Origin of the sequence: Streptomyces sp. CWNU-52B (assembly GCF_047444975.1) — a bacterium.
In the GTDB taxonomy this organism is placed as follows: Bacteria; Actinomycetota; Actinomycetes; order Streptomycetales; family Streptomycetaceae; genus Streptomyces.
In genome coordinates, this window is record NZ_JBLFJV010000002.1 from 22780 (window position 1) to 39470 (window position 16691).

A 16691-nucleotide genomic window follows, 5' to 3' on the forward strand; every position below is an offset into this window, starting at 1 on the left:
TCGACGGTCTCCCCGGGGGAGGGGCCCATGCACGAGCGAGGCACACCACGGCGGCCCGCGGCCGTCTGTCTGGCACTGGTGATGCTGCTGGGCGGACTCGCCGGGTGCGACCAGGGGGAGAAGTCGTGGATCACGGTGCCGGACCTGTTCTATCTGCGGCCCCACGGGGACAGGGCCGGCCCGACGGACAAGGTGCCTTTCCACGTCCAGGCCGAGGACGTGACGGCCAGGGGCGGCGTCGGGACGCAGGACCACCGGCTCACGGTGGACGTCACCGGTTCCGGGCGGGCCGTACGGCTCAAGATCTCGGAGATCCGCAAGAATCCGAGGTGCTCCGGAACCGCCACCCGGGTCGTCTGCCGGGTGAGCGGCACCTACAACAGCTGGGCCGACCTGGACCGGGTCTATCCGTTCGCCGCCCCGGGCGGCGAGCCGGGTGACAGCGCGACGGTCCGTTTCCGGTTCACCACCCGTAAGGGGAAGACCCTCACCGCCCGTACCCGGGTCGTCGTCGGGGAGCCCGTCGTGAAGGTGCGCACGACGAAGGTGTTCGAGGACGTCGGACCCGACTCCGTCCTCAGCACACCCGTCGTGGTCCGCAACACCGGGGAGGTGCCGGTACGAGGCGTCGGCCTGCAGATCGCCATCGGCAGCGCCCTGAGCTTCGAGCACCGCTACGGCAACTGCCGCTATCCGGAGCCCCAGAAGGACCACCTCGTGGTGTGCGAGTTCCCCGGCCTGCGCATACCGCCGGGGGAGGCGGCCGTCCTGCGGCCGAACCTGATGCTGGGCGTCGCCGGCACGCAGTTGTACACCTCCTTCCGCCAGGAGGCCTGGGCTCTGGACATGGGCCCCGGGGAGAACAGCGTCGTACCCGAGGGCGGCGACACCGGCGAGGGTCCGCGCCTGACGACCGGGACCGCGAAGGGGCCCGATCTGAGAGGGACGTTCGCCGGCGGCGACGTGTGGAGCAGGGTACGGGTGGACACCCACGCGGACCTGGAGGTCTTCCCGGTCGAGGTGGCCGGCGCACGCGGCACCGAGCGCACCGTGCACCTGAAGGTCCGCAACAACGGGCCCGCCGACCCCGGCACCACGACACTGCTGTTCACCCCGCCGGCCGGCGCCACGGTGGTGGAGCAGCCCGAGGAGGCCATCGACGAGGACGTGTACGAGCCCTACTGCGAACTGGACAAGGGCACGTACTCCTGCCAGGTGCAGGGCGGGCTAGCGCCGGGGAAGACGCGCACCTTCGACTTCACCCTCCGGCTCGGCGGACCGGACGAGGGCAGCGTGGCGGTGACGACCGACGCCGAGACCGCCCGTCGGGACCCCGACCGCGCCAACGACACGGCGCCGGTCACCGTCCTGCCGTGACAGGACGGCACCGGTCACCGTTCCGCCGGTGACCGGTGCCGTGTGTGCTGTGCGCGTTGCGCGCTCCTGTCGGGCCGCGCGGCCGGGCCGTGGGTCAGCCCAGCAGTTCCACCTCCGCCAGCGTCGCCTCACCGTCGAGGACCAGGCGGTACTTCGCGTACGTGCCCGGTGCCGCGACCGAGAAGGCCCGCGTCTGCTTGTCCCAGGCGAAGGACTGCCCCGACCGCTTGTCGAGGTCCTTCCACGTGGTCCCGTCGGACGAGCCCTGCAGGACCCAGCCCTTCGGAGCCTTGGCGCCGTCGGCCGACGTCAGCGTGTACTGGACGGCCTTGACCGGGTCGGCGGTCGGCAGATCCGTGGACGTGACGGTGGCGTTCGTGGCCGACGTGTTGTCGAACAGCGCGCCCTCGCCCTTGACGGCGTCGGTCCGGGGCGACGGCACCTTGTCGTCCTGCGTGATCGACACGGGCGCCGCGTTCTTCCCGGTGCCCCACGAGGACGGCTTCGACCCCATGTCGAACTCCAGCACCCCGCCACGGGAGATGAGGGAGTGGGGGAGGGAAGTCGACTTCCACGCCTTGCCGTTGACCTTCAGCCCCTGCACGTAGACGTTCTTCGTGCTGTTCTTCGGGGCCTTCACGACGAGGTCGCGGCCGTTCTCCAGGTGGACGGTCGCCTTGGTGAACAGCGGTGAGCCGACGGCGTATTCGCCGCTGCCCATCACCAGCGGGTAGAACCCGAGCGAGGAGAAGAGGTACCAGGCCGACTGCTCGCCGTTGTCCTCGTCGCCGTGGTAGCCCTGGCCGATCTCGCTGCCCGTGTAGAGGCGGGAGAGCACCTCACGCACGTTCTTCTGGGTCTTCCAGGGCTGGCCGGCCGCGTCGTACATGTAGTTCACGTGGTGGGCCACCTGGTTGGAGTGCCCGTACATGCCCATGCGGACGTCGCGGGCCTCGATCATCTCGTGGATGACACCGGAGTAGGAGCCCTTGAGCTCCGGCGAGGCGGTCTCCGGGGTGCTGAAGTACGTGTCGAGCTTGTCGGCGAGTCCCGACCGGCCGCCGTACAGGTTGGCGAGCCCGCGTGAGTCCTGCGGCGCGGTGAACGCGTACCCGTAGCCGTTGGTCTCCGTGTAGTCGTAGCCCCACACGCGCGGGTCGTACTTCTCGGAGTCCACCCGCCAGTCGCCCTTGGCGTCCCGGCCCTGGAAGAAGCCGGCCTTCGAGTCGAAGAGGTTGACGTAGTCCTGGGCGCGGTTGAGGAAGTAGGCGGCTTCCTCCTTGTACTTCTTCTTGCCGGTCTTCTTGTAGAGGGCCTCGCCCATCTTCGAGATGCCGTAGTCGTTGAGATAGCCCTCCAGCGCCCACGACAGACCCTCGTGGGTGTCGGAGCTGGTGTAGCCGATGAAGGGGGAGGTGCTCATGCCCTTGCGGCCCACACCCGAGGACGGGGGCACGACGGTCGCGTTCTTCACGGCCGCGTCGTACGCCGACTCCGCGTCGAAGTCGACGCCCTTGACGTACGCGTCCGCGAACGCCACGTCGGAGGACGTGCCGGTCATCAGGTCCGCGTAGCCGGGCGAGGACCAGCGCGAGGTCCAGCCGCCGTCCTTGTACTGCTGCACGAACCCGTCGACCATCTCCCCGGCCTGACCGGGTGTCAGGAAGGAGTAGGCGGGCCAGGTCGTCCGATAGGTGTCCCAGAAGCCGTTGTTGACGTACACCTTGCCGTCGACGATCTTCGCGCCGGTGTGCGTCGGGGTGTCCGGGCCGGGCATCGGCGAGAACGGCGAGGCGTACTGGTACTTCGAACCGACCTTCTCGAAGCCGGAGTTCGGGTACAGGTACAGCCGGTAGAGGCTGGAGTAGAGCGTCGTGCGCTGGTCGGTCGTCGCGCCCTCGACCTCGATCTTGCCGAGGATCTTGTCCCACGCCTTCTGGGCGCTCGACTTGACCTTGTCGAAGGACGTGCCGTCCGGGATCTCCTGACGGAGGTTGTCCTTGGCCTGGTCGATGCTGATCAGGGACGTGGCGATGCGCAGCGTGACGGTGCGGTCGGAGCCGGCGTCGAACTTCAGGTAGCCCTTGACCCCGGCGGAGCTTCCTTCCTTCACCGGCGCGTCGAAGGTGCCGTACACGAAGAGCCGGGTCGCTCCGGCCGACAGGCCGGACTTCACGTCGGAGTAGCCGGTGAAGGTCCCGTTCTCCTTGTCGAGGGTCAGGCCCGCCTGGTCCGTGACGTTGTCGAAGAGGACGTTCGCGTCGTCACCGGGGAAGGTGAAGCGCATGGCCGCCGCGTGGTCCGTCGGCGCCATCTCCGTCTTCAGCCCGTTCTCGAACCGCACCCCGTAGTAGTACGGGCGCGCCGTCTCGTTCTCGTGCTTGAAGGGCAGCGCGCGGGCGCCGCGGTCGGTGTCCGGGGTGCCGCCGGCGGCCGACGGCATCACCTGGAAGGTCTGCCGGTCACCCATCCAGGGGCTGGGCTCGTGGCTCGCGCTGAACGCCTGCACGGTGGGCAGGTTGTCGTCGTTGTTGGCGCGGGCGTAGTTGTACAGCCAGTCCAGCGACCCCGCGTTCGTCACCGGGGTCCAGAAGTTGAAACCGTGCGGCACGGCCGTCGCCGGGAAGTTGTTGCCGCGGGAGAAGCCGCCGCTGGAGTTCGTGCCGCGCGTGGTCGACACGTAGTCCGAGAGGTGCGCCTTGGGCTTCTCGGGCTTCTGCACGCTCAGGCTGACGTCGTCCAGCCAGCCGCGGAACTTCGCGGGACCCTTCGCGGAGTCGTACGCGAGCAGGATCCGGTCCACGGTGCGGCCGGCCGCGACCGAGCCGATCCGCGAGGTGACGTTGTTCCACTGGTTGACGTAGAGCACCTTCGAGGCGCCCTGCCCCTGCGGCGTCAGCGCGAAGCCGTGCTGGTCCTGGGCGCGCAGGTCGCTGAGGTAGGTGCCGTCCGTGAAGGCCAGGTCCACCGACACGTTCGTGGCGTCGTAGTCCAGGTCGCCGTCCGCCATCGACGGATAGATCCGGTACCCCAGCTCGGTGTCGCGGCCCACGGCCACGTTCACGTCGAAGACCTTGTTGTACGAGTAGGCGCGGCCGTCCGCCTTGTGGGTGCCCGCGTAGCGCAGGGCCCGCTTGCCGGTGAAGCCCGCGCCCGACTTGGCCGTCGGGGAGCCGCTGGGGCCGCGGTCCACGAGGGAGAGCATGTCCTCGGGGATGGGGTTCTCGTCGCCACCCGTGGAGAACTGGACGTCGGCGAGCTGGGTGGCGTCCGAGGCGCCGTTGTTCTTGGTGATGTCGAGCCGGAAGTGCTGGTACTCCGCGGGCTCCGCCAGGTCGTACGACTTCGTCTGGAAGCGCTCCGCGAAGGACTGGCCGGCGCGGTTGTCGAGGGTCTTCCAGTCCTTGCCGTCCGTGGAGCCCTGGAAGGTCCAGTCGACCGGGTCGCGCTCGGCGTGGTCGCCGGCCGACGTCAGCGCGTACGTCACCAGCTTGACGGGCGCGTCCAGGTCGAACTCCACCCAGCCGGTCGGCTTGAAGGTCAGCCATTTGGTGGCGGGCTCGACATCGACGAGGTTCTCCTTCACCTCGCCGCCGCCGGTGTTCTCCTCGCTCGCGCGGACGTCCGTGACGTGGTCGGTCACATTGCCGGGGATACCGGTGCTGTAGCCGCCGTCGACGCCCGAGGCACGCTTGGTCCCGTCGGCCGCGGTGTCGACCGTGTTGAGCCAGTCGGGTGCCGGTTCGCCCGACTCGAAGGAGGAGCCGAACTCCCGCTCCTTGGCCGCCGCTTCACCGGGACGGGCCACGGCGGCGCCCTGCGAGGCCACCACCAGTGCGAATGCGGCCGCTCCGAGGACCGCCGTGGAACCCCACCCGTGCCGTACTCCGAGCCGAGGTCTGTGCAGAGACCCTTGCCGAGATCTGTGGTGCATGCGCCAGCACCCTCCCTGTCACGTGCGCTTGGACAACGTTGTCAACCTAGCTGCGCAAGGTCCAGTAGGGAGTGAAGTGGCCAGTGATGTCAAGGGTGTTGGACGTGGCGTACGGGGGCAATGTGGGGGCAATACCGACAGCCGACCCGATGGCCCCCGAACGGGCCCACCTGTCGGCTTCCTGTGAGGTGGCTGATCGAACCCTGATGGTTCCCTGATCAGCCCGCGCAGGGCAAGCCCTGCGGGCAGCTCATATTTCCGCGAGGTCTCACTTCGGGAAAGAGTGTCGGCCAACTGTGCATTCGATCTTGCTCCGCTGACGGGAAGTGGACTATACCTGTCGGCGTCCGCCCCTGTCGTTCGACCGGTCGCGGGCAGGCAGCGGCCGGGGACAAGGGGGCACGGCGATCAGCGACTTGCCGGGCATTCCAGCGGCTCCCGGTATTCCAGGCTTGTTCCAGCTCTACTGATGTCCCCTCGCTCATGTGCCGGGCAACTCGTCCGACCTGTTTTTCCTGCCGGGGGACCGGGGGTCGTCCCCGGGTAATGCAGTACCAACCGCGGTGCCGGGGAGGGTCCGGTTCACCGCCTGAGTCCTGATGAAGGCGAGGACTTGAGCATGGGATCCACTTCCGCCCACAACGACCGCGAGGGTGTCGGCAGGCGCGACCTGATCAAGCGGTCCGCCGCTCTCGGTCTGATCTCCGTACCCGCGATGGGCTTTCTGTCCGCGTGTGCCAGCGGTGACAGCGGCAGCGACGAAAAGGTCGACAAGGGCAAGAAGACCAAGGAGAACCCGCTCGCGGTCAATGAGAGCGCGCCGCTGGAGACCGTCATCTTCGACGGCGGCTTCGGCACGAAGTACGCCGAGGACGCGAAGGCGGTCTACGAGAAGAACTTCCCCAAGGCGAAGGTCAAGTTCTCCTCGACCCAGAAGATCCAGTCGGTCCTGCAGCCGCGCTTCAACCAGGGCACCCCGCCGGACCTGATCGACAACTCGGGCGCCGAGCAGATGGACATGGGCGTCCTGGTCAGCAAGAAGCAGCTCGCGGACCTCACCCCGCTGCTGGACGCGCCGTCCTTCGACGACCCGGCCAAGAAGGTCCGCGACACCCTGCGGCCCGGCATCGTCGAGATGGGCCAGTTCGACGGCGACCCGGTCTGGATCATGTACTACGCGTACACGATCTACGGCGTGTGGTACTCCCAGAAGGCGCTGGACTCCCTCGACGCGACGTACCCGGAGACCTGGGACGACATGCTCGCGGTCTGCGCGAAGGCGAAGAAGAAGGGCATGGCGGGCTGGACGTACGCGGGCAAGTACCCGTACTACCTCCCCTTCTCGCTCTACCCGATGATCGCCAAGGTCGGCGGCCGCGAGGTGCTCGACGCCATCGACAACCTGGAGCCGAACGCCTGGAAGCACCCCGCGGTCAAGACCTGTTTCGAGGCGTACTACGAGCTCTTCAAGAAGGGCTACATCCTCAAGGGCACCCCGGGCCTCGACCACATCCAGTCCCAGACGGCCTGGACCGAGGGCAAGGCGCTCTTCATCCCGAACGGCTCCTGGGTGGAGAACGAGGCGGCGAAGACCATGCCGAAGGACTTCGACCTCGCGGTGTCCGCGCCCAGCGGCATCGACAGCTCGGACAAGATGCCCTTCGGGACCATCTGGGCGTCCGGCGGCGAGCCCTTCATCGTCCCCGCCAAGGCCAAGAACACCGAGGGCGGCATGGAGCAGCTGCGCATCATGCTCAGCGAGGCCTCGTCGAAGAACTTCACCTCGTCCGTCAAGTCGCTGTCCGCCTTCAACGGCGGCACCGACGGCATCGAGCTGACGCCGGGTCTGAAGTCCGGTGTCGCGGCGCTGGACAAGGCCGGCGAAAACGTGGTCAACCCGCGGCTGCAGGACTGGTACGTGGCGCTCCAGAAGGAGAAGATCGGCACCGGCGGTCTCGGCGAGATGATGGCCGGCCGGCTCACCCCGGTCGAGGCCATCAAGAAGATCCAGGGCTACGCCGACGAGGCGGCCAAGGACGACAACATCCAGCACTACAAGCACCAGTGAGCGCGGCCGGGGCCCCGGGCGGTGTCCGGGGCCCCGGCTCTCGGTGTGCGGCGTCGACGGCAGCCCCCGCGGGAAGATCGGGTCGGTAGGAATGCAACACGGCAAATACCGTTTCATCGTGGGGTTCTTGGCGGCCCCCCTGGCCATTTACGGCCTGTTCGTGATCTGGCCCTTCTTCCAGTCCATCTATTATTCGTTCACGGACTGGAGCGGTCTGAGCCCCGAGTTCAAGATGGTGGGCTTCAAGAACTACACCAGGCTGTTCGACGACGACGTCTTCTGGAAGTCGTTGCAGCACAGCGTGACATTCGTCCTGCTGCTGCCGTTGGTGACGCTCACCCTGGCGCTGTTCTTCGCCTTCATGCTCAATGTCGGCGGACGACGCCGGAAGAACGCGGCGATCGCGGGAGTCCACGGATCCTCGTTCTACAAGGTGGTCTATTTCTTCCCGCAGGTGCTGTCGATCGCGATCGTCGCGCTGCTTTTCCAGTTCGCCTACAACCCGAACAGCGGAGCGATCAACTCCGCTCTGCAGGCGGTGGGCCTGGACAGCGTCCAGCCCGACTGGCTGGGTGACCCCGACCTGGCCCTGTGGTGCATCTTCGCGGTCCTCGTCTGGTCCACCGTCGGCTTCTTCGTGGTGCTCTTCTCCGCGGGAATGGCCTCCATTCCCAAGGACTACTACGAGGCCGCGCTGCTGGACGGCGCGAACCGCATCACGACCTTCTTCAAGATCACCCTGCCGCTGCTCTGGGACACCGTGCAGTCCGGCTGGGCCTACATGGGCATCCTGGCGCTCGGCGCCGAGTCCTTCGCGGTCGTGCAGATCATGTCCGTGGGCCCCGGCGGCCCCGACTACGCGACGACCGTCCTGCCGCTGTACGTCTACCAGAAGGCGTTCCGCGACGGTCAGGCCGCCTACGCGACGACGATCGGTGTCGCCCTGCTCGTCGTGACGCTGCTGTTCGTGGGCGTCGTGATGCGGCTGGGCCGGCGCGAGCGGCTGGAGTACTGATGCCGACCGAGCCGACCGAACGCACGCAGCCGACCGAACCCACGCAGCCGGCCGATCAGGCCGGGCTGAACGCCGATCCGCGAGGAGGCCACGAGTGAAGACGACCGACACGCCTCCCGCCGACACCGCAGGGGAGAGGCCGCCCGTCGAGAAGACGGCGCCCGGTCCCGTGCCGCAGGAGAAGGCCACCGGCCGGACCCTCAACATCTTCTCGCACGGCTTCCTCGTCCTCTGGGCGTTCATGGTCGTGATGCCGCTGCTCTGGGCGGTGATGACCTCGTTCAAGACGGACAAGGACATCTTCAGCTCGCCCTGGGCGCTGCCCGACAAGCTGCACTTCGACAACTGGTCGCGCGCCTGGACCTCGGCGAACATGAGCGACTACTTCCTCAACACGATCATCGTGGTGGGGCTCTCGCTCCTGGGGACCATGCTGCTGGGCTCCATGGCGGCGTACGTCCTGGCGCGCTTCGAGTTCCCCGGGAACCGCTTCATCTACTTCCTCTTCATCGGAGGGATGAGCTTCCCGATCATCCTGGCGCTGGTCCCGCTGTTCTACGTCATGCAGAACCTCTCGCTGCTGAACACGCTGCCCGGCCTCGTCCTGGTCTACATCGCCTACTCGCTGCCGTTCACCGTGTTCTTCATGACGTCCTTCTTCCGCACGCTGCCGACCTCGGTGGCCGAGGCGGCCTTCGTGGACGGCGCCTCGCACACCAGGACGTTCTTCCAGGTGATGCTGCCGATGGCCAAGCCCGGCCTGATCAGCATCACCATCTTCAACTTCCTGGGGCAGTGGAACCAGTACATGCTGCCGACGGTGCTCAACACCGAACCGGACAAGAAGGTGCTCACCCAGGGGCTGGTCCAGCTGGCCGTGAGCCAGGGCTACAAGGGTGACTGGTCCGGCCTCTTCGCGGGGCTCGTGATGGCGATGCTGCCGGTGCTCGCCGCGTACATCGTCTTCCAGCGTCAGGTCGTACAGGGCCTGACGGCCGGAGCGCTCAAGTAGCGGGCGCGACGAGCGGCCGGTTTGCGAGGGTGGTCCCGGAATGGCGCCGGGCCCACCCTTGTGTGAAGGGGCCCGCACACGCCCCTCTCTGTTCAACCTCTTGACGGAAGGCGCCCCAAACGGCTCAGCTTAGGGTTCACTAGTTGGACATAGACGGGGTCTCACCGAGGCGACCCCGTACGCAGGAGGTCGTCGTGGAGACTCCGGGGTCGCAGTCGTCGCTGCACCGAGCCAATCTCGAACGGGTCGTACGTGCGGTGCGCCTGGCCGGGTCGCTCACGCAAGCGGAGATCGCGAGGTCGACGGGCCTGTCGGCGGCCACGGTCTCCAACATCGTCCGGGAGCTGAAGGACGGCGGGACGGTCGAGGTCACCCCCACCTCGTCGGGTGGCAGAAGGGCCCGCAGCGTCAGCCTCAGCGGGGACGCCGGCATCGTCATCGGCGTCGACTTCGGGCATACGCATCTGCGGGTCGCGGTCGGGAACCTGGCGCACCAGGTGCTCGCCGAGGAGTCCGAGCCGCTCGACGTGGACGCCTCCGCCGCACAGGGCTTCGACCGGGCGGAACAGCTGGTCAACCGCCTGATCGTGGCCACCGGCGTGGACCGTGCCAAGGTCGCGGGGGTGGGTCTGGGGGTTCCCGGGCCGATCGACGTGGAGTCCGGCACGCTCGGCTCCACCGCGATCCTGCCGGGCTGGACCGGCACCAAGCCCGCGGAGGAGCTGCAGGGGCGCCTGGGGGTCCCGGTCCACGTGGACAACGACGCCAACCTCGGAGCCCTGGGCGAGCTCGTCTGGGGCAGCGGCAGGGGCGTGCGGGACCTGGCGTACATCAAGGTCGCCAGCGGTGTCGGCGCCGGACTCGTGATCGACAGCAAGATCTACCGCGGCCCGGGTGGCACAGCGGGAGAAATCGGGCATATTACTCTTGATGAGTCCGGCCCCGTCTGTCGCTGCGGCAACCGCGGCTGCCTGGAGACCTTCACGGCGGCGCGCTACGTGCTGCCGCTCCTCCAGTCCAGCCACGGCACGGACCTGTCCATGGAAGGTGTCGTACGGCTGGCGCGGGACGGAGACCCTGGCTGCCGTCGGGTGATCGCCGACGTCGGCCGACACATCGGCAGTGGAGTGGCCAATCTGTGCAATCTGCTCAACCCGAGCCGGGTGGTGCTCGGCGGTGATCTCGCCGAGGCCGGAGAGCTCGTTCTAGGACCCATAAGGGAGTCCGTCGGCCGCTATGCGATCCCCAGTGCGGCACGTCAACTATCCGTTCTGCCAGGGGCACTTGGCGGTCGGGCGGAGGTCCTCGGGGCGCTCGCGCTGGCACTCGGCGAGATGGGCGATTCAGCCCTTTTGGACGGTTCGCTCACTGCTGTAACACCCGCCTTCACTTAGAGAACGGATGGCATCGTTGCCATCTCGTTAAGGATTTACTTCTTGACGTCGCACGTGCGGCCGAGTTGACTTCCAGCCACCTCGGCCGCAACGTCGCGGCCTCGTCAGGGAGGTTTCTGAAGTGAATACGCGTATGCGTCGCGCCGCCGTTGCTGTTGCCGCAGGTGCGATGGCCGTCTCGCTGGCTGCCTGTGGCAGCGCCGAGGAGTCCGGCGACAAGAGCGACTCCAGCAAGTCCGCCGCCAAGGGCGACGACATCAAGGTCGGGCTCCTCCTTCCGGAGAACCAGACCGCCCGGTACGAGAAGTTCGACAAGCCCCTGATCGAGAAGAAGGTCAAGGAGCTCACGAACAACAAGGGCGAGATCGTCTACGCCAACGCCAAGCAGGACGCCACCACGCAGTCCCAGCAGGTCGACACGATGGTCACCAACAAGGTGGACGTGCTGATCGTGGACGCGGTGGACTCCAAGGCCATCGCCAGCGGCGTGAAGAAGGCCAAGGAAGCCGGCATCCCCGTCGTCGCGTACGACCGCCTCGCCGAGGGCCCGATCGACTCCTACGTCTCCTTCGACAACGAAGAGGTCGGCCGGGTCCAGGGCAAGGCGCTCCTGGAGGCCCTGGGCGACAAGGCCAAGCCCTCCGCGAAGATCGTCATGATGAACGGCGCGGTCACCGACCCGAACGCCGCCCTCTTCAAGAAGGGCGCGCTCTCCGAGCTCGACGGCAAGGTGGACATCGCCAAGTCGTACGACACCAAGGAGTGGAAGCCGGAGAACGCCAACGCCAACATGGAAGGCGCGATCTCGGCGGTCGGCAAGGACAAGATCGTCGGCGTCTACTCCGCCAACGACGGCATGGCGGGCGGCATCATCACGGCCCTCAAGGCCGCCGGTGTCTCCCCGCTCCCGCCGGTGACCGGCCAGGACGCCGAGCTCGCGGGCGTGCAGCGGATCATCAAGGGCGAGCAGTTCATGAGCGTCTACAAGTCCTACCCGCAGGAGGCGGACATCGCGGCCCAGATGGCCGTCGCGCTCGCCAAGGGCGAGAAGCTCGACTCCATCGCCAAGGACTCGGTCGACAGCCCCACCACCAAGGGTGTCCCGTCGGTGCTCGTCCCGGTCGTCTCGCTGACCAAGGACAACATCAACGAGACGGTCATCAAGGAAGCCATCTACACGGTGGACGAGATCTGCACCGCCAAGTTCAAGGCCGACTGCGCCAAGGTCGGCCTGAAGTAGGTGACGGCAAGTCCCTTACCGGGTACGGGAATTCACGCAGTCGAATTCCCGTACGGGCCTGCCCCGCAGAAGGCGGCCACCAGGGACGGTCGTACTCGAAGCCCATCCGGCGCCCCGCATCCATCAGCCCCGCAAAGCTAGGGCGGGGCGCCGGACGGAACACTTCACTCCCCCCGAACTCTTCTGCACAACCTCCCGCCGGGTCAGGCGGCGAAGGAGATGGTTAAAGTGTCCGCTACGCCTGTTCTGGCGTTGCGCGGGGTCTCGAAGCGGTTCGGTGCCGTTCAGGCGCTCACCGACGTAGAGCTCGAGGTCCACGCCGGCGAGGTGGTCGCCCTGGTCGGCGACAACGGCGCCGGAAAGTCCACGCTGGTGAAAACGATCGCCGGCGTGCACCCCATCGATGAGGGCGTCATCGAATGGGACGGCAAGACCGTCCAGATCAACAAGCCGCACGACGCCCAGCACCTGGGCGTCGCGACCGTCTACCAGGACCTCGCGCTGTGCGACAACATCGATGTCGTCGGCAACCTCTACCTGGGCCGTGAGCTGAAGCGCCGCGGTGTCCTGGACGAGGTCGAGATGGAGCGCCGCTCACGCGAGCTGCTCCAGACGCTGTCGATCCGCATCCCCAGCGTGCGCATCCCGATCGCCTCGCTCTCCGGCGGTCAGCGCCAGACCGTGGCCATCGCCCGCTCCATGCTCGGCGAGCCCAAGCTGGTCATCCTCGACGAGCCCACCGCGGCCCTCGGTGTCGAGCAGACCGCCCAGGTGCTCGACCTGGTCGAGCGGCTGCGCGAGCGCGGCCACGCCGTCCTCCTCATCAGCCACAACATGGCCGACGTGAAGGCCGTCGCCGACAAGGTGGCCGTGCTCAGACTCGGTCGCAACAACGGCGTCTTCGAGGTCAAGGCCACCTCGCAGGAAGAGATCATCTCCGCCATCACCGGTGCCACGGACAACGCCGTGACCCGTCGTGCGGCGCGCGGCAACGGGGAGGCTCAGAAGTGAGCATCGACAAGACCTCCACCATCAAGGACGACGACGGCGTCGTCGCGAACCCCGAGGCGGCCGCCGCCGCGGTGACCGTGGTCGACCCCAGGCTGCTCGTGCGCGAGCAGGGCCTGGCCGGCTACATCGGCGAGTTCAAGCGCAAGATGAAGGGCGGTGACCTGGGCTCCGTCCCGGTCATCCTCGGCCTGATCGTCATCTGCATCGTGTTCCAGAGCCTGAACTCGGCCTTCCTCTCCGCCGAGAACCTCAACAATATCGCCGTCGCGATGGTCGCCACCGGCATGATGTCCGTCGGCATCATCTTCGTGCTGCTGCTCGGCGAGATCGACCTGTCGGTCGGCTCGGTCAGCGGTGTGGCGGGTGCCATCACCGCCGTGCTCAGCGTCACCCACGGGGTGAACGAGTGGCTGGCCGTCCTGATCGCGCTCGTCAGCGGCGCGGCCATCGGCGCCATCCACGGCTTCTTCTTCGCCAGGATCGGGGCGCCCGCGTTCGCGGTCACCCTGGCCGGCCTGCTGTTCTGGCTCGGCTTCATGCTCCAGATCCTGGGCGAGAACGGCACGATCAACATCGACGGCGAGGGTGTGGTCGGCAAGCTGACCACGTACTACTTCTCGGACGTCGCCGCCGCCTACGGGCTCGCGATCGTCGCCGTGGTGCTCTTCTTCGTCACCAGCTTCCTGGACAGCCGCCGCCGCGAGGCCGCGGGCATCCCGTCCCGGCCGCTGATCGACCTCGTGGTGCGCACGGTGCTGCTCGCGATCGTCGCGTTCGCCGCGGCGATCATGTTCAACCAGTACAAGGGCCTCCCGCTGGCGCTGCTGCTCTTCCTGGTGGTCCTGGTCGCGAGCGACTTCGTACTGCGCCGTACGGGCTACGGCCGCAAGATCTTCGCGCTCGGCGGCAGCGTCGAGGCGTCCCGCCGTGCCGGTATCAACGTCACGGCGATCCGGGTCTCGGTCTTCGCCCTGGCGGGCTTCTTCGCCGCCGTCGGTGGTCTGTTCTGGGCCTCGAAGATCGCCGCGGCCAACCAGAGCGCGGGCGCCGGCGACCTCCTGATGAACGTCATCGCGGCGGCCGTCATCGGTGGCACCAGCCTCTTCGGCGGCCGTGGCCGCACGTGGAACGCGCTGCTCGGTGTCATGGTCATCACCTCGATCCAGTACGGGCTCGCCCTTGAGGGCACCGCCACGCCGGTGCTGTACATGATCACTGGTGGGGTGCTGCTGGCGACCGTGGTGATCGACTCGATCACGCGGAAGACGCAGAAGACGGCCGGTCGCGCATAACGCTTCGCGGTTGCGCGGGGGCGCGGAGAGCGCCGCTGCGCGCCGCCGCGCGGCCTGCGCGGCCGGACCGTGGGGCTTGCTGTCGGTGGGCGGCTGCGGGGCGCGTCGTGGCTGGTCGCGCCGTTCCCCGCGCCCCTTGGGGGGCGGGTGGTCGGCGGTGCGTCGTGGCTGGTCGCGCCGTTTCCCGCGCCCCTCGGGGCGCATGAGTGCTCGGCATCGAATGTGGTGCCGGGCACTTTTGTGTTGCGGGGGGAGTTTGGTGGGGATGGTGGTTGGCGAGATGTCTTACGGTCGATCGCATGATGTACGACGCACATCCCGGGCGTCGGTACGACAGGCGGAACATTAGACTCGACAGGCCCGGCAATCTCGATCAGCTCTACTGCAAGGAGGCACGGGTGCCGCTGCTGACCCGCATCAAGGGACCGCGCGATCTGGACCGGCTCAGCCTGGAGCAGCTGGAAGAGCTCGCCGAGGAGATCAGGACCTTCCTCGTCGACGCGGTGTCCAAGACCGGCGGCCACCTCGGCCCCAACCTCGGCGTCGTCGAGCTCACCCTCGCCCTGCACCGCGTCTTCGAGTCCCCGAAGGACCGGATCCTGTGGGACACGGGCCACCAGTCCTACGTCCACAAGCTGCTCACCGGCCGCCAGGACTTCTCGAAGCTGAAGATGAAGGGCGGCCTGTCCGGCTACCCCTCGCAGGCCGAGTCCGAGCACGACGTCATCGAGAACTCGCACGCCTCCACGGTCCTCGGCTGGGCCGACGGCCTCGCCAAGGCCAACGAGGTCCTGCGCAAGGACGACCACGTGGTCGCCGTCATCGGCGACGGGGCGCTCACCGGCGGCATGGCCTGGGAGGCGCTGAACAACATCGCCGACGCCAAGGACCGCCCGCTGATCATCGTCGTCAACGACAACGAGCGGTCGTACGCGCCCACCATCGGCGGCCTCGCCAACCACCTGGCGACCCTGCGCACCACCGACGGCTACGAGCGCTTCCTGGCCCGCGGCAAGGACCTCCTGGAGCGCACTCCCGTCGTCGGCAGGCCGCTCTACGAGACGCTGCACGGCGCCAAGAAGGGCCTCAAGGACTTCATCGCCCCGCAGGGCATGTTCGAGGACCTGGGCCTGAAGTACGTCGGGCCCATCGACGGGCACGACATGGAGGCCCTGGAGTCCGCGCTGGCCCGCGCCAAGCGCTTCGGCGGCCCCGTCATCGTGCACTGCATCACCGAGAAGGGCCGTGGCTACCAGCCGGCCCTCCAGGACGAGGCCGACCGCTTCCACGCCGTCGGGAAGATCCACCCCGACACGGGCCTGCCGATCGCCTCCTCCGGCGCCGACTGGACCTCCGTCTTCGGCGAGGAGATGGTGAAGCTCGGCAAGGAGCGCCAGGACGTCGTCGCCATCACCGCCGCCATGCTGCAGCCGGTGGGCCTCGACAGGTTCGCCAAGGCCTTCCCCGACCGGGTGTACGACGTCGGCATCGCCGAGCAGCACGCGGCCGTTTCCGCGGCGGGCCTCGCCACCGGCGGCCTGCACCCCGTCTTCGCGGTCTACGCGACCTTCCTCAACCGCGCCTTCGACCAGGTCCTGATGGACGTGGCCCTGCACAGGTGCGGGGTCACCTTCGTACTCGACCGGGCCGGTGTCACGGGCACCGACGGCGCCTCCCACAACGGCATGTGGGACATGTCGATCCTCCAGGTCGTGCCGGGCCTCAGGCTCGCCGCGCCGCGCGACGCCGACCAGGTCCGCGCCCAGCTGCGCGAGGCCGTGGAGGTCACCGACGCGCCGACCGTGGTCCGCTTCTCCAAGGGCGCGGTCGGCCCCGCCGTACCCGCCGTGGGCCGCGTCGGAGGCATGGACGTCCTGCGTGAGCCGGGCACCGACACCCCGGATGTGCTCCTCGTCTCGGTCGGCGCCCTCGCGCCCATGTGCCTGGAGATCGCCGGACTCCTCGACCAGCAGGGCATCTCCACCACCGTCGTCGACCCCCGCTGGGTCAAACCCGTCGACGAGGCCATGGCCCCGCTCGCCGACCGCCACCGCGTGGTCGTCACCGTCGAGGACAACTCCCGCGTCGGCGGCGTCGGTTCGACCATCGCCCAGGCCCTGCGCGACGCGGGCGTGGACGTACCCCTGCGCGACTTCGGCATCCCGCCGCGCTTCCTCGACCACGCCTCCCGCAAGGAGGTCATGGCCGAGATCGGACTGACCGCACCGGACATCGCCCGGCAGGTCACCGGCCTCGTCTCCAAGCTCGACGGCAGGTTCGAGCAGGCCCACGCCACGGCGGAGCCCGCCCGCGACTGACCTGGCCGACGCATCCGAGTGGGCCGGTTC

The 16691-nt window shown here is 68.0% G+C and carries 10 protein-coding genes; 9 read left to right on the forward strand and 1 reads right to left on the reverse strand.

Going from position 1 to position 16691, the window contains the following annotated elements; translation table 11 throughout:
- Window positions 1-27 precede the first annotated feature (27 nt).
- Window positions 28-1377: a hypothetical protein gene (locus tag ACLVWQ_RS01355; RefSeq protein ID WP_414106199.1), complete on the forward strand. Its 1350-nt coding sequence runs from the start codon at window positions 28-30 to the stop codon at window positions 1375-1377.
- Between the two features lie 94 nt (window positions 1378-1471).
- On the opposite strand, the gene ACLVWQ_RS01360 is transcribed toward ACLVWQ_RS01355, so the two are convergent.
- Window positions 1472-5212 (reverse strand): GH92 family glycosyl hydrolase, encoded by a 3741-nt coding sequence (locus tag ACLVWQ_RS01360; protein WP_414106405.1) that lies wholly within the window; start codon window positions 5210-5212, stop codon window positions 1472-1474.
- Between the two features lie 718 nt (window positions 5213-5930).
- Here ACLVWQ_RS01360 and ngcE point away from each other — a divergent pair.
- The 8 genes from ngcE (at window position 5931) to dxs (ending at window position 16661) form a co-directional block, all read left to right on the forward strand.
- Complete coding sequence (ngcE, locus tag ACLVWQ_RS01365) at window positions 5931-7379, forward strand: N-acetylglucosamine/diacetylchitobiose ABC transporter substrate-binding protein (RefSeq protein WP_414106200.1); 1449 nt, start codon at window positions 5931-5933, stop codon at window positions 7377-7379.
- 91 nt (window positions 7380-7470) lie between these two features.
- The gene (locus ACLVWQ_RS01370) at window positions 7471-8394 is read left to right on the forward strand and encodes a carbohydrate ABC transporter permease (protein WP_414106201.1); all 924 of its coding nucleotides are present in this window, start codon (window positions 7471-7473) and stop codon (window positions 8392-8394) included.
- Between the two features lie 94 nt (window positions 8395-8488).
- Window positions 8489-9406 carry a carbohydrate ABC transporter permease gene (locus ACLVWQ_RS01375; protein ID WP_414106202.1) on the forward strand — a complete coding sequence of 306 codons (918 nt, stop codon included), beginning with the start codon at window positions 8489-8491 and terminating at the stop codon, window positions 9404-9406.
- Between the two features lie 194 nt (window positions 9407-9600).
- Window positions 9601-10800: an ROK family transcriptional regulator gene (locus ACLVWQ_RS01380; RefSeq protein WP_414106203.1), complete on the forward strand. Its 1200-nt coding sequence runs from the start codon at window positions 9601-9603 to the stop codon at window positions 10798-10800.
- 133 nt (window positions 10801-10933) lie between these two features.
- Window positions 10934-12040: a substrate-binding domain-containing protein gene (locus ACLVWQ_RS01385; RefSeq protein ID WP_414106406.1), complete on the forward strand. Its 1107-nt coding sequence runs from the start codon at window positions 10934-10936 to the stop codon at window positions 12038-12040.
- 219 nt (window positions 12041-12259) lie between these two features.
- Window positions 12260-13051, forward strand: a complete 792-nt coding sequence (locus tag ACLVWQ_RS01390; protein ID WP_414106204.1) for an ATP-binding cassette domain-containing protein — start codon at window positions 12260-12262, stop codon at window positions 13049-13051.
- Window positions 13048-14343 (forward strand): sugar ABC transporter permease, encoded by a 1296-nt coding sequence (locus ACLVWQ_RS01395; protein WP_414106205.1) that lies wholly within the window; start codon window positions 13048-13050, stop codon window positions 14341-14343. Before ACLVWQ_RS01390 ends, ACLVWQ_RS01395 begins: the two co-directional genes overlap by 4 nt.
- A 398-nt stretch (window positions 14344-14741) precedes the next feature.
- Window positions 14742-16661, forward strand: a complete 1920-nt coding sequence (gene dxs / locus ACLVWQ_RS01400) for a 1-deoxy-D-xylulose-5-phosphate synthase (RefSeq protein ID WP_414106407.1) — start codon at window positions 14742-14744, stop codon at window positions 16659-16661.
- Window positions 16662-16691: the final 30 nt, after the last annotated feature.